This window comes from Imperialibacter sp. (genome assembly GCF_048007035.1).
Lineage (GTDB): Bacteria > Bacteroidota > Bacteroidia > Cytophagales > Cyclobacteriaceae > Imperialibacter.
The window spans coordinates 1,680,263-1,703,358 of sequence record NZ_CP180355.1; the positions used below are offsets into that span (position 1 = coordinate 1,680,263).

At 42.9% G+C, this 23,096-nt stretch carries 22 protein-coding genes; 4 read left to right on the forward strand and 18 right to left on the reverse strand.

All coding sequences use genetic code 11. The annotated features are described in order from the left end of the window. The first annotated feature begins 14 nt into the window (after window positions 1-14). Together ACMVP2_RS07515 and ACMVP2_RS07520 are read left to right on the forward strand one after the other, a co-directional pair. Window positions 15-731 (forward strand): FkbM family methyltransferase, encoded by a 717-nt coding sequence (locus ACMVP2_RS07515; RefSeq protein WP_416867255.1) that lies wholly within the window; start codon window positions 15-17, stop codon window positions 729-731. A 164-nt stretch (window positions 732-895) separates the two neighbouring features. After that, window positions 896-1,795, forward strand: a complete 900-nt coding sequence (locus ACMVP2_RS07520) for a class I SAM-dependent methyltransferase (RefSeq protein WP_339787959.1) — start codon at window positions 896-898, stop codon at window positions 1,793-1,795. 16 nt (window positions 1,796-1,811) lie between these two features. On the opposite strand, the gene ACMVP2_RS07525 is transcribed toward ACMVP2_RS07520, so the two are convergent. The 16 genes from ACMVP2_RS07525 to ACMVP2_RS07600 all read right to left on the reverse strand — a co-directional run bounded on the left by ACMVP2_RS07525 (window position 1,812) and on the right by ACMVP2_RS07600 (window position 19,331). Further along, window positions 1,812-3,014 (reverse strand): glycosyltransferase, encoded by a 1,203-nt coding sequence (locus ACMVP2_RS07525; protein WP_416867256.1) that lies wholly within the window; start codon window positions 3,012-3,014, stop codon window positions 1,812-1,814. Continuing rightward, on the reverse strand, window positions 3,015-4,868 hold the full coding sequence (gene asnB / locus ACMVP2_RS07530; RefSeq protein ID WP_416867257.1) for an asparagine synthase (glutamine-hydrolyzing): 1,854 nt from the start codon (window positions 4,866-4,868) through the stop codon (window positions 3,015-3,017). A gap of 58 nt (window positions 4,869-4,926) precedes the next feature. Continuing rightward, on the reverse strand, window positions 4,927-5,847 hold the full coding sequence (locus ACMVP2_RS07535) for a class I SAM-dependent methyltransferase (RefSeq protein ID WP_339787967.1): 921 nt from the start codon (window positions 5,845-5,847) through the stop codon (window positions 4,927-4,929). A 13-nt stretch (window positions 5,848-5,860) separates the two neighbouring features. Continuing rightward, window positions 5,861-6,742 carry a glycosyltransferase family 2 protein gene (locus tag ACMVP2_RS07540; RefSeq protein WP_416867258.1) on the reverse strand — a complete coding sequence of 294 codons (882 nt, stop codon included), beginning with the start codon at window positions 6,740-6,742 and terminating at the stop codon, window positions 5,861-5,863. Further along, a complete protein-coding gene (locus ACMVP2_RS07545) occupies window positions 6,743-7,447 on the reverse strand; it encodes an FkbM family methyltransferase (RefSeq protein ID WP_339787973.1) in 705 nt (234 codons plus the stop codon). Between the two features lie 188 nt (window positions 7,448-7,635). Then, a complete protein-coding gene (locus tag ACMVP2_RS07550) occupies window positions 7,636-8,715 on the reverse strand; it encodes a glycosyltransferase family 4 protein (protein ID WP_339787976.1) in 1,080 nt (359 codons plus the stop codon). A gap of 59 nt (window positions 8,716-8,774) precedes the next feature. Next, complete coding sequence (locus ACMVP2_RS07555; RefSeq protein WP_339787979.1) at window positions 8,775-9,692, reverse strand: glycosyltransferase family 2 protein; 918 nt, start codon at window positions 9,690-9,692, stop codon at window positions 8,775-8,777. Between the two features lie 2 nt (window positions 9,693-9,694). Further along, a complete protein-coding gene (locus tag ACMVP2_RS07560; protein WP_339787982.1) occupies window positions 9,695-10,687 on the reverse strand; it encodes a glycosyltransferase family 2 protein in 993 nt (330 codons plus the stop codon). Window positions 10,688-10,692: 5 nt separating this feature from the next. Next, window positions 10,693-11,496, reverse strand: a complete 804-nt coding sequence (locus tag ACMVP2_RS07565) for a glycosyltransferase family 61 protein (protein ID WP_339787985.1) — start codon at window positions 11,494-11,496, stop codon at window positions 10,693-10,695. Between the two features lie 224 nt (window positions 11,497-11,720). Then, on the reverse strand, window positions 11,721-12,782 hold the full coding sequence (locus ACMVP2_RS07570) for a hypothetical protein (RefSeq protein WP_416867259.1): 1,062 nt from the start codon (window positions 12,780-12,782) through the stop codon (window positions 11,721-11,723). Between the two features lie 127 nt (window positions 12,783-12,909). Then, window positions 12,910-13,980 (reverse strand): NAD-dependent epimerase/dehydratase family protein, encoded by a 1,071-nt coding sequence (locus ACMVP2_RS07575; RefSeq protein WP_339787990.1) that lies wholly within the window; start codon window positions 13,978-13,980, stop codon window positions 12,910-12,912. Between the two features lie 12 nt (window positions 13,981-13,992). Next, the gene (locus ACMVP2_RS07580) at window positions 13,993-15,057 is read right to left on the reverse strand and encodes an NAD-dependent epimerase/dehydratase family protein (protein WP_339787993.1); all 1,065 of its coding nucleotides are present in this window, start codon (window positions 15,055-15,057) and stop codon (window positions 13,993-13,995) included. Window position 15,058: 1 nt separating this feature from the next. After that, on the reverse strand, window positions 15,059-15,985 hold the full coding sequence (locus tag ACMVP2_RS07585) for a class I SAM-dependent methyltransferase (protein WP_416867260.1): 927 nt from the start codon (window positions 15,983-15,985) through the stop codon (window positions 15,059-15,061). After that, complete coding sequence (locus ACMVP2_RS07590; protein WP_339787999.1) at window positions 15,967-17,184, reverse strand: ABC transporter ATP-binding protein; 1,218 nt, start codon at window positions 17,182-17,184, stop codon at window positions 15,967-15,969. Before ACMVP2_RS07590 ends, ACMVP2_RS07585 begins: the two co-directional genes overlap by 19 nt. Before the next feature lie 6 nt (window positions 17,185-17,190). Next, window positions 17,191-18,015 (reverse strand): ABC transporter permease, encoded by an 825-nt coding sequence (locus ACMVP2_RS07595; protein WP_416867261.1) that lies wholly within the window; start codon window positions 18,013-18,015, stop codon window positions 17,191-17,193. Continuing rightward, window positions 18,015-19,331 carry a hypothetical protein gene (locus ACMVP2_RS07600; protein WP_416867262.1) on the reverse strand — a complete coding sequence of 439 codons (1,317 nt, stop codon included), beginning with the start codon at window positions 19,329-19,331 and terminating at the stop codon, window positions 18,015-18,017. Before ACMVP2_RS07600 ends, ACMVP2_RS07595 begins: the two co-directional genes overlap by 1 nt. Before the next feature lie 147 nt (window positions 19,332-19,478). Between ACMVP2_RS07600 and ACMVP2_RS07605 the strand changes: the two genes are divergently transcribed. Beyond that, the gene (locus ACMVP2_RS07605) at window positions 19,479-20,552 is read left to right on the forward strand and encodes a glycosyltransferase family 4 protein (RefSeq protein ID WP_416867263.1); all 1,074 of its coding nucleotides are present in this window, start codon (window positions 19,479-19,481) and stop codon (window positions 20,550-20,552) included. Here the strand turns inward: ACMVP2_RS07605 and ACMVP2_RS07610 are convergent. Continuing rightward, on the reverse strand, window positions 20,538-21,116 hold the full coding sequence (locus ACMVP2_RS07610; RefSeq protein ID WP_416867264.1) for a Uma2 family endonuclease: 579 nt from the start codon (window positions 21,114-21,116) through the stop codon (window positions 20,538-20,540). The two genes, ACMVP2_RS07605 and ACMVP2_RS07610, sit on opposite strands and share 15 nt — an antisense overlap. Window positions 21,117-21,141: 25 nt before the next feature. Next, the gene (locus tag ACMVP2_RS07615; protein ID WP_416867265.1) at window positions 21,142-22,338 is read right to left on the reverse strand and encodes a tetratricopeptide repeat protein; all 1,197 of its coding nucleotides are present in this window, start codon (window positions 22,336-22,338) and stop codon (window positions 21,142-21,144) included. Between the two features lie 105 nt (window positions 22,339-22,443). On the opposite strand from ACMVP2_RS07615, the gene ACMVP2_RS07620 reads away from it, so the two are divergent. Beyond that, window positions 22,444-23,091 (forward strand): hypothetical protein, encoded by a 648-nt coding sequence (locus ACMVP2_RS07620; protein ID WP_416867266.1) that lies wholly within the window; start codon window positions 22,444-22,446, stop codon window positions 23,089-23,091. The last annotated feature ends 5 nt before the right edge of the window (window positions 23,092-23,096 follow it).

Sequence of the window (23,096 nt, forward strand, 5' to 3'; positions counted from 1 at the left end):
TGTCGTGATTAATAATGAACATTATTCATAACCTAAAAAAAATAGTTGAATCTATCACAGGATATTGGATATACAAAAGGAGGCATCTTCCAAATGGGATTGACCTAATTATCGACCTTGAAAAAATGGATTTCAAGATTGATGTGATTTTTGACGTAGGGGCAAATGAGGGGCAGTCTTTAAAGTATTTCAAAAAACATTTTCCAACTGCAACAGTTTACTCCTTCGAACCGGTAAAATCCACATTCGATCTGTTATATCGGATGAATCAAAATTTCAAAAACGTTTTTTTTGAGAATATCGGATTTGGCAGCAAAAAAGAAACTGCACAAATTTTTATTGAAGACCATAGCACATGGAATTCAATAATTCCGACCGAGAACTCCACCAAAACAGAGACGATCGAATTAAGTACCATTGACAGCTACGTTTTCGAGAAAGACATACGCTCAATTAGCATCTTAAAAACCGACACTGAGGGGTTTGATCTGGCAGTATTGAAAGGAGCGCAAAGGACTTTGAGTGAAAATAGAATAAGTCTTATTTATGTCGAAATCGGATTGTATGCCGAAGACAAAAGGCATTCCCACCTTTTTGACATTGTTAAATATTTAGAAAAGTTCGGATACTTTTTTCACGCACTTTATGACTACAGGGGCTACGGAATCGGAAATTACGGAAACGCTCTGTTTGTGAATAAAAATCTGACTTCTCAACAAAAAGTAATCTAAGGAATGTCTTTATTTTGTTCGCTTTTTAATGCTTCAAAATCGGTAATTGGAATTAATTTGGAGCTATTTTCGGCTAGAACAATTGTCGTGGATCGCCTGTTTTTCGCTCTGGAAACTCTCAGTACAATGTTCTTTTAATACTCTTTACAAAACAGCATTTAGATATGGCTTTTCATAATTCCAGTTACCGAAAGCACGCTCAAAAAATCCCCGACAAAAACAAACTTGGCACTTGGAAAGAAAACGGTACTGTCGATTATTGGAGACATTCTAGAATATATGATAATATCCAACCTTTAATTCGTCGACATCCCCGCTCAAAATGGGTCACCATCGGAGACGGGAGATACGGAACTGATGCGCACTACCTTAAAACATACGGGATTGATGCGCTGGCTACGGATATTTCTGAAAATACTCTAAAAGCTGCTCTGGAAGACGGGTATATTGACAAATACAGCGTTGAAAACGCAGAATGCCTAAGTTTTGGAGACCAAGCGTTCGATTTTGTTTTGTGTAAAGAAGCTTATCATCACTTTCCACGTCCTGGCATCGCTATGTATGAGATGTTAAGAATAGCAAAAAAAGGATTGATTCTAATTGAGCCCAACGACAATGCCATTCGCAACACGAAGCATAGATTAATCTCTTCGATGGTTAATCTTTGGCAAGCACTCAAAAATGAATTTAAGTTAGCTACAGGTCGCCACATTTACTATGAGTATGGTAACTACGAGCCGGATGGCAACTACGTATATTCTATTTCCGAAAGGGAGGTCGAAAAAATTGCGTTGGGTATCAATTTACCGGCCGTGGCCTTTAAGGGCATGGATGACCATTATCTCGAAGGGGTTGAATATGAGAAAGTGGCGGACAATGGCCCTCTATTCAAAAAAGTAAAAAATAGCATCTCTAAGGCCGAGTCTTTATCCAAAAGGGGGGTGAAAAATTACGGGTTGTTGATTGCCATTATATTCAAAGTAGAAATCGATACAGAAACAAAAAAAGCCTTAGAGGCTTATGGCTTTAGGGTAGATTCTCTGCCACGAAACCCATTTGTATGACCTTGCCAGCAATCGCTTAAAGGGAATTTACCACTCCAGCATAAATTTTCACCCCACTGGCCAGAGAGAAATTTCTCTCAGCAACGGAGCGAATACCTTCCTTTGCTAGTTTATCCAAATTAGAGGTTGAAAAGGATGCTGGATCAACAACACCGGAATAAGCATCATGCATCAAAAGATCGACATCCCCTACGCCACTATTGCACACGGTTGCCAGTCCCATCGACATATATTCCGCTAGTTTGGTAGGCGACGATGCTTGCTTGCTAAAAACCGGCTGGATAAACGAAATGGCCATATTTGCAATCGATAAATAAACAGGCATCTCACTTCTGCTACAGGATTTGATAAGTACGTCGCTTTCGGTAAGCCCTGTCAGCCTGGCATCTTGCAGCAACGACACGGGGCTATCTTTGGTCAGAAACAAAAATTTCCATCCTTGTTTCGTTTTTTTTAGCTCCCCAAAGTATTGCAACATTTCTCGCATCATATACCAAGTACCCAAGGAACCTGCATAGACCAAGACATTGTCTGACGGCATTACCCCTAGTTCGTGCCTTGCCTTGTTTTTTTGGGCTATAGTTACTTTCGCAGGATCAAACAAATTCATGTCTACACAGCAGGGTATTATAGAAATGTGTTTTGGGATTGGATTATTATGCAGCGATCTGGCTTTTAAAAGCTCCTTGGCCTTGTTCGTCAACACCACGACGTGATCTGCTTCCGCTAAAAGTTGCCTTTCTTTATTTTTAAAGTAGTTATATACTACCCGAAACACCGGGTTAGCTTGCGGCCACGACCCTCCTTCTACCCTTTCGTCTGGCCAAAAACCTCGCATATCAAAAATAAAAGAAAGGTTAGATTTCCTTTTCAACGCCAAGCCAACCAGCGCAGGAATATAACTTCGGCACCAGGTTCCGTCGAAAACATGCCTCCGGTGCAAAGTCCTAGCCTGGTACGTCATCCACCATAAATCAAACATAGTCGAAATTATTGGAGGATGCCGATGGTAGACCTGTGGATGCCAAACAATAGGACTATCCTTAATGGCAGACGTTATTAAAACCTTTTGGCTTTTGTAATGCTCCTTCTTTTCGAAACTCAGAATATGAAATTCGGTTCCACTTCTTGACAAAGCCAACAGATACGGCAACACCTGGCTCTGGCCAAGGGGATCTGTTAACCCATCGTATGTGACATATAGTATCTTTTTCGCCATTTATTGGTTTTCCTTCATCCAACGATGCACTACAATCAACGCCCAAAGACGCTGGTACAAATAATCCTCTCCTTTAAGGAATCTCTTAATCAAGTCATTAACAACTTGTTTATTCACCACGCTAATAGCATCAACAAGGTCGTCATCCAGATAAGTTTCTATAAGGAAAAACATCTCTCCCCTGAGCCAGCTGGCCAACGGCACTGAAAACCCCCACTTGGGGCGGTAAACAAGCTCCTTTGGAAGGTAATCTTCCAATATTTTTTTTAGTATCCATTTTCTCTCACCATTTCGTCTTTTTAAAGAAACTGGCATATTCAGCGCCGTCTCCACGAGCCTGTAGTCCAGCAAGGGCACACGGCACTCGAGGCCGTATTTCATAGAGCTTCTATCTACTTTCGTTAAAAGATCATCTTTGAGGTATACCTTTAAGTCAAACAGCGCCTGTTTTTCAGCTGCCGTCAGCTGCCTCGCCAGGTCCACTGGGTCGCTGTACGAATAAGGCTCTGTTTGGTAAGCGTCTTTGAGCAATCTGGCCAACTCTGCGTTCGAAAAGAAATATTGCTCCTGGGAGAAGATATGGTCTCTTATGGACTCAAAACCGGCTCCTTCGAACAGATGTCCTATTCTTTTGAACCGAGAGTTTCCGTGAGCCAGTAACTTACTCACAGGAGTGGCGACTGGCCTGGCCAGGCTTGCACTTAGCCGTTTCGCCCAATCATGTGCTCCGTAGCCCAAAAACAGCTCGTCACCACCGTCGCCTGTCAAAATAACGGTAACTTTTTCCCGGGCCAGCTGTGACACAAGCATCGTGGGAATGGCAGAGGTATCGGCAAAAGGTTCATCAAAAGTAGCCATCATTTCTAAAAGCAAGGGCATAGCATCTTTCTCCTCCAGCATAACGGAAGTATGATCTGTTCCTAAGCAACTGGCTACTTTTGCTGCAAATTGACTCTCATCAAACTTAGCTTCCTTGAATCCAATCGAAAATGTCTTTAATTGTTGAGAAGATAAATCTGAGGCAATCGCCGTAACCAGTGAAGAGTCTGTTCCACCACTAAGAAACGTACCAAAAGGCACATCGGCTATCATTCTGTACCTTACTGAAGAATATAGTCCTTCCTGAAAGGATTGGATAGCTTCCTCCTCACTAGCACTGGATAGTTCTTGGATAAGGCGATCCGGATGCCAATAAGCAGTCAGCTCCAAATGTCCGTTCTTGTATCGGCCGTAGTGTCCTGAGGGAAACTTGCTTATCTCCTCAAAAATTGTTCCCGGCTCAGGTATAAATCCTAAATGAAGAAACGTTTTTACGGCATGTTTTGACACTGTAGGCTTCCGGGATAACAAAGGAAGAACTCCCTTCAGCTCGGAAGCAAATGCCAGCCCATTAGTTATCGAATAAAACAACGGCTTGATACCCAAACGATCCCGACAAAGCCAAAGTTCTTCTTCCTGCTGGTCCCAAATGGAAAAGGCAAACATGCCATTGAATCGATTGACGGCTTGTGGTCCCCACTGCCTCCAGGCCAGAAGAATTACCTCAGTGTCAGAATCCGTCAGGAAAGGCCCAGCTCCTTCGAGTGCGAGTTCTTGCCTAACTTCCCTGTAGTTGTATACTTCGCCGTTGTAAACAATGGTCCACCTTCCATCAGGAGTCGACATGGGTTGGTTGGCAATGTCCCTCAAGTCAATCACGCTAAGTCTCCTGTGCCCCAGCCCCAGATTACCGTCGGGGGAGAAAAATAAGCCTTCGGCATCAGGCCCACGGTGCGCCAAAACACCTGACACAGTTTGAAATAACACCCGATCAAGTGGCCTTCCGTCTACCGCTGCACCAAAAATGCCACACATATCAGATTGTTTTAAGCATCAACTTAACGACCTGCCAAAAATAAACTACCAGCAATTATCATTTTTTTATGGCCCGAACCACTGCCGCACTACCCTTTTCGAGTGGCACATACCCACAAAAACTAGCCTCAAGACCAGACTCTTCAGCCCACTTTCTAACTACTTCGGGTTTCTGAGGTTGGTCATATCTTGGCGAAAACATATCGAAAGTATCCAGCACAACCCATTCCTTGAGTTCTTCAGAAGAAAGACCTTCGGGTAAAGTATTCTTGATATCACATATTGGCAAGAACCTATTCAAAATTCGACCGAGACCTATTCTTTCGAAAAAAAAGTAGGTCTTAATAAGCCAACCAGCATTTGCTTCAATTATGGCCAGAAGTCGAGCATGTGGCATACGCCTCGTAATTGGTCGCAGTATATACTTGGCATGGATCTTTGTCCACCAGCCAGTGACTGGATAGAAGTCAATAACAAGCTCACCATTCTTTTTCAGCATTGCAGCCAGGCAGGCAACAGACTTCTTGAAATCAGGAGTATGTTGCAGCACGCCAATGCATATTACTTTGTCGAATTGTTCCGGAGCAAATGGGAGGTCGTAGATACTTGCCTGAAAGATTTTTAAGCGACTCCCGAAGCGGGAGTTATTGGCCAGATTGGCATCCACTGCCGTCGAATAATCGACGCTATAAACGTTTGACTCTGTACTTTCGAGCAGCGCTCTGGTAAACCTTCCGGCTCCGCTGCCTACTTCAAGGATGTTCAAATTCGCTAATTCGGAAGGTTTCCAGGCAGTTTCAGCAAACAATCTCAGCCGACTTTGAACCAGCCCCTTTTCAAACTGATCAATTTGTGTGCGTTGAAATTTATTCCATTGAAAGCCAAATGACTCTGAGTAGTTCGCATCATCAGCATACCTGTAAATTCCGTTAACAAAATTTTCTTTCTGCCCCTTTGGTAATTTGATGTCAACACTCATTGAATCACTAGCGTTAAAACAGTTTTGCAAATATAACAAGTACCTTGGTTGTGAATAAGGATGGCCAGTGCTTTTGCGTAGCTTTCCAAACATAACGCAAGCCAGTCTTTCTACTCCCGGCAAGAACTCCGTGAAGCGCCACATACAAGTACAGATGGGCCCAAATGACACCTTCCTTTCCAGAAAACTTCTGTGTTACAAAACTATCTTTCATCACTAACTCGCCGGCAAGTCGAATTCTTTTCTCAAGTGCTTCCACATCGGTCTGCATGACGCTTCTTTGGTCATGTTGTATCAGGTACGCTGAAATAGTCGGGATATGAGGAAAGGCAAAGCGGGAAGCCAGCTTGAGCCAAAGCACCCAGTCTTCTGACCCAGCCAATTGCCTTTGCTCAGAAAAAGGGTTGTCCACTGCAACGTCTCTGCGAAGTAAAATACCTATACAGCTTAACGGGTTGCCTTCAACCAAAAGGTGATTGACAGTTCTCGGCAATATAACCTTTGACAGAACCTTACCATTCGAATCCCTGACCTCGTATGCAATATGAAAAATAGGGATTTCCTCGTTTTCGCAGATGAAATCATAAGCAGTCTGCAAGAAATGTGGTAGAAGCTCATCATCAGAATCCAGAAAAGTGATATAGTTGCCTCTGGATAGATTAACCCCCTTGTTCCTGGCGGCCCCTCTCTCGCCATTTTTGATATACGTGTAAACGATTCGACTGTCCTCTATCTTTTCAACGATAGATTTTGTGTCATCAGCCGAACCATCATCAACGATCACAATTTCAAAGTCGGGAAACTTCTGCTTTTGAAGCTTTCTGATCGTACTTTCTATGAAGGCTGCCCTGTTGTAGGTGGGGATGATAATAGAGAAAAAGGGGGTATGATTCATTTAATTCAATTCGGCCAACACATTGTACTGAAATAAGGTATTTAGTCGATCATGATTGTCCTTCCCAATTGGCTCAAAATGTCGGTCAGCGTCCAAAAACACGTCATAACCCAGCTCCCAAAAATAGTTCAAAATTTTGAGGCTAGAGCTGCCTTTTTCCCTAAACCACTGATCAGTCATTTCGATATAAATTCCTGGCTTGAACTTAGAAATGGTCTGCTGCGCACCCATCAGCACATCTGGCTCAAAGCCTTCTACATCAATTTTTAGAAAAAACACCACCCCAGATTTGATATCTGAAACTACATCATCCATCCTACGTATCATTAACTCGCCCAGCACCGCTTTTCCAAAGCCGCTGAATGTACCTGCTCCTGAGTTTTCTTCATTACTGTGAAAAGGAATCATTTCATTTGCTGCCCCCAATCCAAATGGATGAATCTGTATTATACTCTTTAGGGTAGGATTTAGCTCAATGTTTTCAGTCAAAACTTGTACCACATTTGGGTTAGGTTCAAATGCGTGGATAGTTACATGACTCAGTCCCTTTTTATAACACCAAGCGGCGAGCTTCAACGTAAACGCTCCGCAGTTCGCCCCAACATCAAAAACATGAAGGTGGTTTTGAGCGTTCGACTTTTGAAGGCGTGCAGTGGCAGGCTTCCACGAATTATCTGGTAAACCAGTAAATATATGCCATTGCATATAGTCGGCTCGATTTATAAGGAAACGAGCCCCGTTCCTCGAGATCAAATGCTTTTTTTTTCCCCGATAAAATGAAGGCGGTGGAATAAATTTCCAAAAAATTGCCCTAGTCCCACCCATATGATAAATTAAATTCTCAAGGGAAAGCCTGTGAACTATTTGATGTATTAAAGTGATTAATACTTTTTTCAATCCTGTCCGCCCTTCGGCGTATTGCTATATAAACTTATTAACTTAGCCCGCATTCTACTCATTGAAAAAATGTCGTCAATTGTATTTGCTGCGTTAAATGTTAACCCATTGGTGTCTTTCAGGTTACTCAACAGAAAATCAATAGATCTCGCTATTCCTTCAGCATCTTTGTAGTCAACTACCATGGTATTATATCGATCCCTGGCAATCTCATTCGCCACCCCCGACATCGTAAATACTGTTGGAACCCCAGCTGCCATAGCCTCAACATAAATTTGGCCAAAAGCCTCATCTTCCGGACCCGTGGGCGCATGTACAAAAATATTGAAAGACTTATAAAGAGCAGGCATATCTTCTTCGAAAGGAATTTCCAAAAAAGAGTGTGAAGGGAGCTTGGCAAGCAGCTCCTTTATTGTAGCCCTATAATCACCCTGAGCATTACATAGCACAAGCAGTGCATTAGGATACTTTTGTAAAATTTTCTGAAACGCCTTAACGATAAATTGGACTCCTTTCCATTCCGTATATCTGGCAACACAGCCGATTACTGGCCCCTTTTCTTCGAATATACCATATTTCTCCCTAACAGTGCTTATTCGAGTATCTGCTACATCTCTGAAAGAGCTCAGATCAAACCCATGATGGATAAGGAAGATTTTTTTGTCATCTACTCTCTCTCTAATTTTCAATACGTTGGCGATCGTCTCCGACGGTGCGACAATATGAGTTGAAAGCCAGTTGCAAAATCTGTCCCACTTGACTGCTTCAGGGAATAACTGATGGTGAATGATGGAGTGATGACGGGTATAAACTCTCATGGGGACACATGTGAGCCAGGCAGCGGCAAGACCTGCCAAATTGGCCTCCATCAAGTGGGTGTGCACGATTCTGGGCCTTCTTGTGAGAAAAATACCTAACAAGGAAACAAAACTAAGTAATAGAGACAGCTTACCGGTAAGGTAAAGTCTTACAACACTAAATTTTTTGCTTTTAAGAAATCCCTCAATAGGGCTTTTTCTGCTATTTAGGAGAATAAATTCAATCTCTAGTCCATCAGCCCTAAGGCCTTCCGCCACCAACTCGAATTGTTTAGCTGAGTCAATTTTAGACAAAATATAGATGATGCGATACCTTTTCACAATGGTAACCTCATGTGGTAAATGCCATAGGCCGTCGTAACCCAATCAAAAAATTTATGCCGTATAGATTCCGGCAGAACTCCCATCAGCCTGTCGTTCTCTGATAACCGCAAAAAAATAGCCTGCCCAAAAAAACGATAAACTATTTTTCTCAAGAGACTGACCGGCTGTGAAAATGGGACTGCTCTGGCGAGATAGTTCTCATTTTTTCCATCAAGCCGAGTCAACAATTCCAGGTGGGCTTCCCGGTACTGGCGCAGCCTTTTTATATAGTTTGTGATAGAAAGTTCGTCGACGTGATATGCCACCGCTTTGGAAAGGTAATATATCGGTACGCCTGACTGGTCGGCCCTAATGGCCATTTCCTGGTCTTCAGCATCGGTCAACGACTCATTGAACCCCCCGAGTTGTTCGAAAAGTAGCCGAGGAATGGAAAAATTAGCCGCAGTAAAAAAAGGCTGCAACTTATTCACAGGCCCAACAGCTTCAAGCAAAGGCTTCTCCCACTTGCTCGACAAATCGGAGCGGTACTTATGGAAATAACTACTCTCGGGTTCTGATACCATCACTGGCCTCCCTCCACCTATCGATTCGGGAGAACTTTTATGATGGCCTAGGTGCTCTTCCATACAATTGGGCTCCAAAATCAGATCATCATCAAAAAAAATCAGGAGGTCACCATTTGCCATTTTTGCCCCAGCGTTTCTTGCTCCTGCCCGGCCTTTATTTACTTGCTCAATTACCTTTAAGTCTTTTAACAAGGACATACGCTCTTGTAGAAATGCCGCCGTACCATCTGATGAGCCGTCTACAACGACGACAAGTTCAAAATCCTTCACGCTTTGGCTTTCAAGCGATGAAAGAATATTTTCAATTTTATGTCGGCCGTTGTACGTGGCAATTATTACAGACATGGTCATTTCAAGGTGCGATAAATTTTTCTCAGAAATGGAGGAAGAAATCTTGTCCTGACCTTGAGCCTTCGAAAGAGCAACGTATCTTCAGTTTCAAGGTGCTTTTCGATCACACCCTGCAAGAAAAGCTTAGCCCGGGAGTTGTCCATTTTCTGATAGTAATAGTAATCAGATAATAAAAGTAGCATATAAGAAACGGAAGCCTCTAGCAATTTTTGATCGACTGTTTTGAATGAGTAATTTATCGATGGTTTTTGATCTTCAAAAAACTTAAAGGTATTCGGATAATTGCAAGAGTTGGCAAACGAACTGATAACAAGTAGCACCTCCTCTTCAAAACCGTTTTGTTGACTAACTGTTTTTGATAGTGAATGGTGTCTGAAATTAACAAGCGTGTCAGGAATTGAAACGATGCCGTCAAGCCCAAATTCGCAAAGGTACCGCATCCACCATTCCTTGTCCATAAGGTAGTGTAGAGACTCGTTCAATGGGCCAACTGTCCTGTAGCTTTGGAGTCTAAAAAATGTTTCGGGTTGGTCAATTCTTGCCCAACCGATTGTTTTTGCAAGATTGTTCAGATACACATCGGTACCAGAAGAATACTTTATTGTCTGGTCTGAGTCACGAAAAATACGAGAGCGGCCACAAACGACTTTGGTCGCAGGATTTTCGAAGCACCTTTCAATTGACTTTAATGCACCAGGCTCCAAATGGTCATCTGAATTAAGCCAGTTGAAGACCTCGCCGGTGGCACGGCTCAGGCCTTTGTTGATAGCATGACTTTGTCCCCGATCTGGCGAACTTTCCCAATAGCTCAAATACTTCTGATATTTTTTAATTATAGCTACCGAACCGTCAGTGCTACCGCCATCGAAAATCATGTATTCCAGTTGTGGATAATTTTGATCGAGCACAGAGCAAATAGTTTGCTCGAGGTATTGGCCCTGGTTGAAAGAAGGAGTAACAATAGAAATTCTGGCTTTCGATCCTTTCATACTTATCATTCTCCACCCTTCACAAAGGTATCGAGACAAACCTCAAACGCACTTAAGTCAACTACCAAGTCTCCGTCGCCTCCTTCGTCAGCCTCTTTGGCCAAGTAGTAGTAATAGTCTACCGATGACACAGATGCCAGGGAGAAATAACAATTCCGAATTGCATCACTGGCACATCGAATTTCCAGTACTCTTGATGTTGAATGCATAAACATCAAATGAGAAAGTGCCGCTCCATGAACTGAAATAACCATTCTGGCCATGGAAATAAATTTAATTTGTTCTTCGAGGCTGTAGTCCTCTAGGCATATAACCTCAAAATTTTTATTGGCCAAGCAGTTGATAACCTCGTTTTCATTCACAATTCTTCGGCGAGACGCCTTTTTTCTACTGACATATAAGAACCTTTCGGGCTTAAAATTCAGTATCTCATTGAAAAAGCCCCGAGAAATTTCAATCATTTTCGGGTGAAAATTCCCGGTATACGCAACTGGAGAAATTACCTCCAATTGGTCAAAATAATAGATACGGCCTTTTTTTAGTATGCATAAATTCATTATCCCCATGAGATGCATAGACTCTTTCACATATGCAAGACGGTAGGTGTCTTCAGAGACCACAAACACAGATTCCGGATGCATCTTGTAAAGTGATGCAATCTTGGGGATCACATCAAGCATCCAATGGAAAAAGCCTGCACTCCAGTTATCAGTGACTACGAAGGCTCGACCGCCAACATGGATCGCTTTCTTAAACAAAAATGATCTTACCAAGAAGCTGACGCAGCCCAATAGGCTCAATTTATTCATCCGATTCAATTCTAGCGATATATGATGAATTTTGAGTCTTTCAAAAATGAAAAGACTTTCGTCAATATAGCACGCACCCAAAGAATCAATTGTAAAGGCAGGAATGTCCCTGGTGTACTCCCCCTGAAACAGGTGTTCGTCCTCGGGAACAATATTGACAGGGGGCTTTCTTGCAAGCTTAATGCTATTTGCCAGTGCCCTATCGCCATTTCGTTCCAAAGAATTCATCTTGTAGTACTCAATGTAAGTTGTTCCACAAATCGTCGGTAGCTGTTTAAAGCTAGGTATCCCTCATAATCTGCTTCACGCTCCAAAAGTTGATCTTTGCTCAGTAGTGTTAGCGCAGCAACTGCATTTTCCAGATTTTGATCATCCAGAGTTATCCCGAGGCCAAATTTTTCAACCAACTCACCAAGAATAAACCCACCACTTGCAAGTACGGGTTTCCGAAAGTAGGCAGCTTTAGTGAGCCGATTACTTGTGCTCGTGAAATTGGGATAGACCAGCCATATGATATCCATGGCATTAAACACGGCGTTATACTCAGGGCCTTCCTGAAGTGCACGCAGGTGGAAAAAACAATTTTCTCTATCGCTGTAACGCACCTTGAGCCAATCGGACTTTTCAGCACCAAGTGTGTCAGTTGGATCACTGCCAATAAATGCGAAGAAAAATTCATCACTTGGGCATGCAACAGCCAAATTACAGAAAAGCTGAAGTCCTTGATGCGGCGCCAGGCCTATCATACCTACCACCGTCCTACCCCCCGCCCTTTTCCCAATATCAACAGCAACTGGATGGTTTTCAGTTGGTTTTGAATTGTCTGATAGTTCCGGAAGGTCATACACTGCCTTTCCTCCAAGTCGTATTTTGTAGTTGTCGCAAATGGCTGGGTCGTGTACTGCCACATTTACGCAGTTTCGAGCCAGCAAAACACCGTCGACTGATGAAAAGCTGGCCTTTTGCGGTTGCACTTCAAGTCGCATATGTCTAGGGTGGAAATATAGCCCTGACCAACGATAACTGAAGAAAGCATCAACAAAAAACCCGGGCAAATAATTATTCAGGTATGAGTCCAACCATGCAAAATAAACCAGACCCACTTTTGTGTTTGAAGTCGCTTCCATTGCCTTTATCGAACGATTCAAGTGTCGCCATTTTTGAAGTGTGTCCAAAGCTCTGCTTGCCCTGCCAAAGCTTTTTGTCGTTTTCAAATTGTCTTCGTAGAATTCAAACTTAATTAGCCCATTCGCATGCGATGCTTTCAATCGCTCATTTTTCAACAAAGATCCGGTATTCATAGGTGAAAAAACCCAAACCTCAAAGCCCATTTCCAGGAAAGCCTTGCAAAAGAGTTCAAGGAAAGCCTCATGATGCCCACCCTTCAAAGGATCTACAACAGCAATTATCCTGTTATGCAAAGCTGTTTCTGGTTGAAAACTGTTGGAAAATTTGCGTCAGAATGTCCGGCACGTCGTAGTTCCAGTCCCAATCGGGATAATGGCTTTTGAATTTTGACACATCGCTAATGTACCAAATGTGATCTCCTACCCGATTTTTATCTGAGTAGGAGATATTCATTTTCTTACCTGTGATATTTTCACACAGTGCGACGGCTTCCTTCATAGAGCAATTGGAATGGCGCCCACCGCCGGCGTTATAAACCTCTCCGTGCTTCGGGTTTTGGTAGAAATGCCAGAACATATTGATCAAATCAAAACTATGAATATTGTCCCGGACTTGCTTTCCATTATACCCAAAAACAGTGTAGTGTTCGCCACTAATTGCACACTTCATCAAGTACGATAAAAACCCATGAAACTGGGTGCCGGAGTGATTGGGCCCGGTAAGGCACCCACCTCGAAACACACCAACCTTGAGCCCAAAATACCTTCCATACTCCTGGCAAAGCACATCAGCAGCTACTTTGGATGCTCCAAACAAAGAATGTGTCGATTGATCAATGCTCATCATTTCGTCAATGCCCTTTTCGAAGTAAAGATGGTCTTCTTTCACTTCCCAACGTTCTTCCAACTCCACAAGTGGCAAATGATTTGGCCTGTCCCCATAAACCTTGTTCGTGGACGTAAAGATAAAAACAGCCTCAGGGCAATTCAAACGGCACAACTCAAGCAAGTTTAGCGTGCCCGTTGCATTGATCGAAAAGTCAGTGAAGGGATCCTTCGCAGCCCAGTCGTGGCTTGGCTGAGCTGCTGCATGTATAATTAAGTGAATATCTGACCGGTATTTATCAAAAAGCCTTTCCAAAGCGGGCCTATCTCTAATATCAATGGAATAGTGTATATAATTCGCATAGTTGTTCTTTAGCCTTGCCATATTCCAGGAAACCGAAGCGTCCTTACCAAAAAGTACTTCTCGGTAATTATTATCAATTCCTATTACCTTATCGAATTTGTCTGCCAGAAATCCTATAGCTTCGCTTCCTACCAATCCTGCCGAGCCCGTTACAATTGCTATTTTCATTTGCTTAAAATACTATTGCCCTAGAATAGGTTTAAGAGTCGATTCGTTCGCTGCTAACCAAGAGAATATGTCTTCGACGGTGGCCTGCACAGACTTGGCGGGATTCCAGTCAAGTCGATCTGAAATTCTACTATTGTCAGTAATATACGTTCTGATGTCCGCTTCTCTGTTTTCCTCAATCTTTGCAATGACTGTTTTATTGCCTGTGACCGATTGGCAAATAGATGTTAACTCGGCAAGTGATATAGAATTTTCCTTACCTCCCCCGATATTAAAAAGTTGGCCGCTGCATTTTTCAAAATTGACAATTTGCCGTAAGATCAATTCTTTCAAATCATCAATATGAAGAATATCTCGCACCTGTTTACCAGACCCAGAGAAGCCGATATACGACAATTCCTTTTTCCAGAAGTGTCTCGCCACCCAAAGAGTCAATACTCCCTGGTCAACTTTACCCATTTGGCCTGGCCCCGCTATTACTCCACAGCGGTTGACAATTGCCTTCAAACCGCCATAAGCTGTATATTCTTCAATAAAAAGTTCGGAAGCAAGTTTACTGGATCCGTAAAAAGAACGACTACCCTTCAGTGGGAACTCCTCACTTATGCCTTTTGCAGATACCCCTCCAATTGACTGCTTTTCTTCGATACTAAACCGGGTAGATTCTTCCTTCCAATTAATATTGTTGAGGGCTTGAACAGGGTAAACCCGGCTAGTAGAAAGAAAAATAAATCTTGAATTCAGCTTTTTGGCTAACTCCAGTAAATGAATCGTGCCGTTAAAGTTGGTATTTATCAATGGATAGACAGGTGATTGTATGCCTGCAAGTACCGACGCCTCTGCCGACGCATCAATGATAAAATCAGCAGACTCAATAGTCGATAAATCCTCTGGATTTCTTATATCTCCGTGAATAAACTCTATGCCACTACTTTTCAAGACAGGAATGTTTAACTCACTACCTCTTCTTTTCAGGTTGTCCATACAAACAATCTCGCAATTTGAGATTTTCTCATTTAAAAAAATGGCGAGATTTGACCCAACAAACCCCGCACCTCCTGTCACTACTATCTTCATATCACTTGTACTTACCCAAAAGTAGTTTGGCTATCGCTTTTATCGAATTTTTCCTTTTCTCTTTTATAAAAAGTGCCTCATTATACTTCATCAAATAGTGGTCATGTAATACCTTATACTTTTTGTTTGCCTGGTATAACTCCCTGGTTTTGCTCCCTTCATAGTCATCGTTAATCAATTTCGAGGATTTTTCTAGAACAAGTCCAAAAACGTCCATGGTAGCATCACCATATTTTACAAATCTTTGTTCCGGCCATCGGTAGTCTATCAAGCCAAGAGGAGATAATCCAGAGTACCGCACCATATCCAGCGGATGAGTAAGGATCGTGTCAATTCCCACGTCCATTGTCAATATTAGCCTTCCCCCAGGTTTGAGCACCCTTACCATCTCATTCAATCCCCTAACCTGAGTTTCAAAGTCGTCAATGTGCTCCAAAACACTTATGCAAAATACCCTGTCAAAATAATCATTAGGGGCTGATAAATTTAATAAGTCATCCTGAGCGAAGTTAATTCCAATTTTATCTAAAAACTGCCTTCTGACGCCAAAGGCTGAATGTCTTTCATCACTACTACTTTCTACAAGATCGGGGTCATATCCTGTCACGTTTTTGGCCCCCACCTTGTCGGCCAAAAACGCAGTAAAAGGTGTAGTACCGCAACCAACATCTGCACACTTTAGCCCTTGCTCCAAGTCGGCAGCAATTAGCGCAAAGGGATATTCCCAAAACCGTGCTCCATAGTAGCTTGGTGCGATGCCAGCATCCTTCCACCAACCGAATCTTGCCAAGTTGATTTCATGATGATCAGGCAGCAAATATTTTTCATTGATTGTCAAAAGCTCCTGGTTAATCTTCCAGAAATCTTCTTCAAATATCTCCTCCTTAGTTGCAAATCTTGAAACCATAGTTACTCTAACAATTTCCAATGAGATGAAGTGATTAAAACACCCGCTGACGAGTTGCTCCATTCGGCAGTTTCAGTCGGCTGATTTGGAACAATATTTAGCACTGTCACAGAAGGAATGTATTCAAGGTGCCCCTTTAAGCTTCTGGCACCCAAGTTTAGCATGTAAGATCCAGCTTTGAGCGAAAGTTTGGACGTTACCCTGACACTAAATTGCCCGGTGTTCAAAGATAAGTTAGGAAAAGAAGCCGTAGACCTGCATTCTACCAAGTCGCCATTTGTAGAGGTAGATAAAGAAAAACCAATAATCAAATTTTCTATCGGTTCCAGCAACTCAAATTTAATCAAAAGGGTTACAGTCTCCCCTTCGTTAAAGGTGCCATCTGCATTACCATCCTGTAACGATACGGATTTGATTGTCATCGCATGATGTTTTGTTCCCGCTCGTGCCATAGTAGTCACGTCAATGTCGTCCCCGGTTTTGCCTAAACCTTTCAAGTAATAATTAACAGCTGCGTTGGCGGTTCCTTCAAAAGAAATTTCACCGTTGTCAAGTAGTATCCCTTTTTGGCAGAGTGCCTGCACCTGAAGCATGTTGTGACTAACAAACAACACGGTTCTCCCCTGCCCTGCCACCTCCTCCATTTTACCCAAACACTTCTTTTGAAACTCGGCATCGCCAACTGCCAACACCTCATCAATAATCAATATCTCCGGCTCCAGGTGAGCAGCCACAGCAAATGCAAGCCTAACCTTCATGCCGCTGCTGTAGTGCTTGATAGGAGTGTCAATGAATTTACTTACGCCACTAAATTCAACAATCTCTTCGAACTTGGCTTTCACTTCTGAGCGACGCATCCCCAGGATGGTGCCATTAAGGTAGATGTTCTCCCTCCCCGACAGCTCTGGATGAAATCCGGTACCAACTTCCAATAGAGATGATACCCGACCGAATACTTTGATATTTCCACTAGTAGGATACGTGATGCGGCTGAGTATCTTAAGCAGAGTACTTTTTCCAGCACCATTTCTACCAATTATGCCTACTGCCTCTCCTTCATTTACCTGAAAACTCACCTCCTTAAGGGCCCAAAACTCACGCTGCACCTTCAAACTACTCCTCTTAAACTTACTTTTGAGACTTTCGCTGAGCGAACCGGCTTTTTGATGACCAAGCTCGTATCTTTTTGAAATTCCCTCGACTTCGATAGCTCTGCTCATATCTCTTTAGACGATGTCGGCAATAATTCTTTCAGTCCGATGAAAATAAAATACCCCGGTAAGAAACAGGACAAAGGTTACAATGAAAGAAAGGAAGGTGTACTCATTCAGCTCTCCAGCTCCCAGCAAACTCCACCTCATTCCTTCTACAATTCCCGCCATCGGGTTCAAATGATATAATAGCTGCCATTTGTCCGGAATCATAGATGAGGGGTAGGCAATAGGAGTGGCATACAATCCAATCTGCACCATAAATGGAACCACATGCTGAAAATCACGAAATCTGATGGTAAGTGCACTCAACCAGATGCCGACAGCGAGTGAGCAAAACAAGTTGAGGAGAATAAATACAAACACATAACCGAAGTTGTCACCCATCGGTTGCCGATAATAAACCATCAAAACGGCAAGCAAAACCAGCGCAACTACAAAATCTACAAGACCAACCAACGCCTTACTTAGTGGGAGCACAAGCCTGGGGAAGTAAATTTTCTTTACCATGTCCTGAGCTCCGATAATGGAACCGCCACTCTGTGACATCACAAAAGCGAAGTAATTCCAGGCGCTCATGCCCGCCAAAGCAAAAATCGGGTAAGGCACTCCTCCAGTATCCACCTGTATGGCTTTCCCAAAGATAAGAGTGAAAATTATGAGTGTTACTACTGGCTGCACAATAACCCAGGCAAGTCCAAGGAAAGTTTGTGCATAACGCACTCTGATATCTTTGTATGTCAACACAAGGAAAAGATCTCGATAATCGAGCAATTCTTTCAGGTCAATCCTCCACCAGGGCCTGCTACTTGAGATTAAAGTAAAATGCTTTTTATTCATCAGCGTTTCAGTTCCCTTCGTTTGAAATGAATAAAAAAGAGGCTGTAAGCGAACAACGGGATCACCGGTATCCGGTACCTGGCTAAAGAACCAAAATTAAATGTCGACACGCCGATTGCAAAGCAAAAAACGACGGTGAAAATAATGAAGAAAGAAATCAGAGGATCTTTCAATAGCCCTTGTAAAAACTGAAGTGCACCAACCCTCAAAACAACATAGCTAAACAGTCCAAACAATGCGATACTTTCGAGCGAAGTCAAAAGCATTACAGGATTTCGCACTTCCCATATATAAGGACGAAAAAGAGACACCCAAACACCCGGAACAAATTTCCTTACGAGGCCCGGAGGACTAAAGTCGTCGTCACCCAGGCTATACCCTGACCCACCTTCGACACGGCTCACATGGTAAAGCCACTCTGCCGACACCCTGGCGGTTTCAATCATTGAATCGAGAGAATATTTCCTATTATCTTCACCAAGTTTCAGCGCGGCAAAATACATACTGTAAAGCACCCCCACCAGAAGAATTGGGGTCAAAAGAATTTTCAAAACCGTGTTTTTCACAGCTCGTGAAAAATAAAAAATGTACATAAATAGCACGGCTCCTGGGATGAGACTTAATGCAATATAAATCTTGATATGGTAGAGTAAGTAAGATGAAATAAATAAAATGAAAAAATTTAGCGGGATTACTCTTCTCCATCTCACTATTTCGAGCAACGAGAAAATGAAAAAACCCAAAGCCGAAAATGTAATTGTATCCTTGAGAATGCCAGATCCCCAGAAAAATACTGATGGAATAAATAGTACGGCAAGGGCTGTCCTGTGAACAATAGGTGAGCAATATTTATAGAGTGCAAAAAAAAGTGCCCATGTGCCAGAAAAGCTGATAGCCGCAAAACACACTGAAATCGCATAATAGGAGTTAAGCGTAAAAATGGCCAGCAAACCGGCCACTCTTACAATGCTGTATGACGGCAAATCACCAAAAAAGATAATCCTTGATGCATATTGAAAAGCGTCCGCCGGGTACTCTGCACCTGCAGTTATCAAGCTAATCGCTTTTGTCGGCGAATCGAGAAATGCCTCCCAAACAATTTTGGCACCCCAGTTATAATAATTCAGGGTATCTCCTCCACCGTAATAAAATTGATAAATCAGTCCCAGCGAAATAGCTCCGACGAACTTCACAGTCAACCCGGGAATGAAATACTTGCGGGTGTCTCGATTGGTCACTTTGGGCCTGATCCAGTAGGCCAGAGCATACAAGAGGAGGAGGTAAATAGGTGTGACTATAAGGTCTTGGAGGCCCATAAAGGTTAAATACAGGTCGCAAATTACTAATTATATCGGAACACCTGCGCTTCGTACCCTCCTCTTAAGTCAGCATTTCGACGAATAACCATCAATTGGGGATAAGCGAGGTTTTATCATAAGGCAATCTTGCACTAATTTCACCGGGTGAAAATTCTTTTCCTCTTTCCCTACCCTTTAGAGCAAGCACCGTCGCAACGCTTTCGGTTCGAACAGTACTTTGCTGCACTGCTCAAACAGGGATATTCTATAGACAGCCAATCGTTTTGGGGGGAATACTACTGGAAGGTGCTCTACAAAAAAGGCAATACACTGCAAAAAGCATGGGGGCTACTCAATGGGTTTGCCCGACGGTTCAAAGTGCTTGGCAGAGTGTCTTCCGCCGATTTCGTTTTTATCCACCGGGAACTTACGCCGCTAGGCCCTCCCATCTTTGAATGGCTAATAACCAAAGTTTTCAGTAAGAAGGTCATTTTTGACTTCGATGATGCCATTTGGCTGCCCAATACGAGCGAAAGCAACAAAATCGCTGGATGGCTAAAATGGCATTCAAAAACAGAGAGCATATGCCGATGGTCGTGGAAAGTTTCTGCAGGAAACTCTTACCTGGCCCACTATGCGAAGCAGTTCAATGACAACGTCGTGATCAACCCTACTACCATCGACACAGAGCATCACCACCAGGTTAACAAAAAAACAAAGCCCAACAACGATCCTATCCTTATTGGCTGGACGGGCAGCCACTCCACTCTCCCTTACCTCGATATGCTTTGGCCAGTGCTTGAGCAGCTTGCCAAAGATGAAAAATTCTCTTTCAGGGTAATCTCCAACCAGCCACCGTTGGCTAACTACCCGTGGCTGGAGTTTTTAGCCTGGAACAAAAAAACAGAAATAGACGATCTGGCTGCCATGGACATTGGAGTGATGCCACTTACAGACGACAAATGGAGCAAGGGTAAGTGCGGTTTCAAGGCTTTGCAATACATGGCATTGGAAATCTCCACCGTCGCTTCGCCTGTTGGGGTGAATACGGATATCATAAAGGACGGAATCAATGGACTGATGGCTACCAATACAGAAGAATGGGTGTTTGCACTAAAAAAACTGATCAAAAGCACCGCACTAAGAACACAACTGAGTGAGGAAGGGAGACGAACGGTTGAAAACACCTACTCGGTAAAGGCAAACACTAAGAATTTTCTTGAACTATTCGGCAAATAGTTCTTCCAGCGGAATCGTTAAACCTGAGAACAACTTACTTTTCAAAGTTTCCTCCTTCTTAAGGATGGTCAACAGGTAAAATCTCCCATTTTTGTCCAGCACAAACACACGAACATCCTCACCTTCAGGATCAACTACCCAATACTCCTTCACTTCAAATTTCTGATAAAGGAGTAATTTTTCTGACATGTCCTTTTTTGAAGTGGAAGGAGAAAGAATCTCCACCACCAGATCAGGTGCTCCAATAGCGCCCTTCTCATCAAGCTTGTTTTTGTCGCAAAAAACAGACAGGTCGGGTTGAACAACATTTTCAACCAGCTCTTCTTGAGAATAGTCGTCGGACAGGCGAACATCGAATGGAGCAAAATACACTTTGCACTCTTTCCCTTTAAAAAAACTAACAAAGTGGCCGGCAAGGGCAGTTAGAAAATCCTGATGCCTTCTGCTCGGAGCAGGGCTCATATTATAAGGCAAACCATAAATAATCTCCCACCTTTCACTGTCGGGCCAGGTGAGGTAATCAGCATAAGTGACTTTTTTATTCTTATTGATGGAGACGGCCATGACTTAATCTACCTCATTTTGTTAGCTAATCCATCTCCTTCAAATTCTTTTTGGCCACTTCCCATGCACGGTCTTTTCTGCCCGCAAGGCGTTTGACTTCTTTGTAGTATTCCTTCGCCTCTTTTTGATTGTTTTCTTTTTCGGCTATCTCTCCTAGGGCCAACAGTGAATACAGGTTATAACCCATTTGCTGGGTTTCATTCTTGGAACTAAACCTTACCGCTTCTTTGTAGAACTTTTTGGCATTCGTATAGTCTTTTCTCGTTTGATATATCTGACCGAGAAAGAAAGCTGCATACCGGCCACTGTTTTCCTCGTAGCCATCATATCTCTGATAATACTTATCGATGATCTCCAGTGAGGTTTTCTCGCAAAGCTGATAGTCGCCAGTGCCATACAAGAGCCGTGAATAGTAGCGATGGAAATAGGGGTTGTCAGGAAACGTCTGATGCAAGTATTCAGCCACCTGCAAAGCTTCGTACATGTTTTTTCCTTCGCTGGATAAAATCCGCATAAGGAAATACTGGGCCTCAGTTCTGGTATAAAAAGCGTTCCTCGCCACTTCTTTCAGCTGTTTAATCCCGTCATCTTTATCTCCCTTATCGAAAAACAACATGATGGGCTTCAGCAAAGGATAGTTCTCGGGCACCCAAACAGAGTAATAGTTATACAAGGCGTCACCAAAAAGTATTTCGGGGCTTAAATCCTCCTGCCCACGACATTCCTCCAGATAAGCCAACGCATTCTTACCTGCTACAGCGGCCTTAGTCCATTTTTTTCTCTCGGAAAGCAATCGGCCCTGAAACGAATAAGTAGCAGACAGAAAAAAAGCGCCTTCGACCTTATTCACTTCCTTATAAAGCCGTTCGGAGAGGACCAGAGCGGTATCCATATAAGCATAAAACTTTTTATCGTATTGCTCATTTTCAATATTGGGCACAATTTTCCACCATTCGGACAGCCCCATCAAAAAATAAGGCAGCGGATGCCAACCATATTTTTGCTTCAGCCACCTGAATTGCTTTTCGGCTGTAGCAAAATGAAAGTTGTACATATTGTTGAGGGCTTCGGTGGCGTCAAGCTGCACCTTGATGTCGTTAATCAGCAGTTTACTGGCCACGTCCACAGTATCCGCCTTCACTTCTCCCACATTTATGCTCTGAGAAAATGAAAAGTCAGCAATGCCAACTAACAACAATAAAGTGATAATGATAAACCTCATAGTTTGGTGGAGTGCCAAAAGTCTGCCAATTTTCAAATTGAATATTTAAGATAACAACGAATCAACGGCAAACCCGTTCTGTGAATTGTAAATTTTTCCATTGATATGCAACTTTCCAAAGAAAGACGACAAGAACTTCTCGACGAATGGTTTTCATTTGGCACGGGACAACTATTTGCTGTCATCTGTGTTGTCACGTTGATACTGCTTTTTATCAAAAAAAGTTTCATCGAGGGAGAGTTAGCTGCATTCGAGATTTTGCAAGAACGTGGTGAAATGGGCTTTTTCCACGCCTTAAGTGCAGTGCAGTACCTCACCGTTCCGATCGTTTATGCCTGGAAGTTTACCGTCACTGCATTTATCCTCTATGTGGGCGGCTTTATGTTTGGCTACAAGCTTACTTTCAAAGACATGTGGCGGCTGGCTTTAGCGGCAGAACTTGTCTTTTTTATTCCAGAGCTTATCAAAATCGCCTGGTTTCTGGTAGTAAACACCGATCCTACCTATCAGGAAATTGGCGCCTTCTATCCGCTCTCCATGATGAACCTGTTCGACTTCGAGTCGTTGGCGCCCCGCTGGCATTATCCTCTCAAGGCACTCAATCTGTTTGAAGTTTTCTATTGGATTGCGTTGGCCGCCGGTGTTTATCTCATCTCTGGGAAGCAGAGAAAAAACAGTATCATCATAGTGGCAACATCGTATGTGCTTTGGTTTTTTCTTTGGATTGGCTTCTACCTGATTATCTATAAGTAGTCGGA

Excerpts from the sequence above, each read along its gene's own strand:
- ACMVP2_RS07620 (WP_416867266.1), top strand. The coding sequence starts at position 22,444 with ATGCAACTTTCCAAAGAAAGACGACAAGAACTTCTCGACGAATGGTTT.
- ACMVP2_RS07560 (WP_339787982.1), bottom strand. The coding sequence starts at position 10,687 with ATGAAAGGATCGAAAGCCAGAATTTCTATTGTTACTCCTTCTTTCAAC.
- ACMVP2_RS07595 (WP_416867261.1), bottom strand. The coding sequence starts at position 18,015 with ATGAATAAAAAGCATTTTACTTTAATCTCAAGTAGCAGGCCCTGGTGG.
- ACMVP2_RS07615 (WP_416867265.1), bottom strand. The coding sequence starts at position 22,338 with ATGAGGTTTATCATTATCACTTTATTGTTGTTAGTTGGCATTGCTGAC.
- ACMVP2_RS07565 (WP_339787985.1), bottom strand. The coding sequence starts at position 11,496 with ATGAATAAATTGAGCCTATTGGGCTGCGTCAGCTTCTTGGTAAGATCA.
- ACMVP2_RS07555 (WP_339787979.1), bottom strand. The coding sequence starts at position 9,692 with ATGTCTGTAATAATTGCCACGTACAACGGCCGACATAAAATTGAAAAT.
- ACMVP2_RS07515 (WP_416867255.1), top strand. The coding sequence starts at position 15 with ATGAACATTATTCATAACCTAAAAAAAATAGTTGAATCTATCACAGGA.
- ACMVP2_RS07525 (WP_416867256.1), bottom strand. The coding sequence starts at position 3,014 with ATGGCGAAAAAGATACTATATGTCACATACGATGGGTTAACAGATCCC.
- ACMVP2_RS07580 (WP_339787993.1), bottom strand. The coding sequence starts at position 15,057 with ATGAAGATAGTAGTGACAGGAGGTGCGGGGTTTGTTGGGTCAAATCTC.
- ACMVP2_RS07575 (WP_339787990.1), bottom strand. The coding sequence starts at position 13,980 with ATGAAAATAGCAATTGTAACGGGCTCGGCAGGATTGGTAGGAAGCGAA.
- asnB (WP_416867257.1), bottom strand. The coding sequence starts at position 4,868 with ATGTGTGGCATTTTTGGTGCAGCGGTAGACGGAAGGCCACTTGATCGG.
- ACMVP2_RS07600 (WP_416867262.1), bottom strand. The coding sequence starts at position 19,331 with ATGGGCCTCCAAGACCTTATAGTCACACCTATTTACCTCCTCCTCTTG.
- ACMVP2_RS07590 (WP_339787999.1), bottom strand. The coding sequence starts at position 17,184 with ATGAGCAGAGCTATCGAAGTCGAGGGAATTTCAAAAAGATACGAGCTT.
- ACMVP2_RS07610 (WP_416867264.1), bottom strand. The coding sequence starts at position 21,116 with ATGGCCGTCTCCATCAATAAGAATAAAAAAGTCACTTATGCTGATTAC.
- ACMVP2_RS07540 (WP_416867258.1), bottom strand. The coding sequence starts at position 6,742 with ATGAATCATACCCCCTTTTTCTCTATTATCATCCCCACCTACAACAGG.
- ACMVP2_RS07520 (WP_339787959.1), top strand. The coding sequence starts at position 896 with ATGGCTTTTCATAATTCCAGTTACCGAAAGCACGCTCAAAAAATCCCC.
- ACMVP2_RS07535 (WP_339787967.1), bottom strand. The coding sequence starts at position 5,847 with ATGAGTGTTGACATCAAATTACCAAAGGGGCAGAAAGAAAATTTTGTT.
- ACMVP2_RS07545 (WP_339787973.1), bottom strand. The coding sequence starts at position 7,447 with ATGCAATGGCATATATTTACTGGTTTACCAGATAATTCGTGGAAGCCT.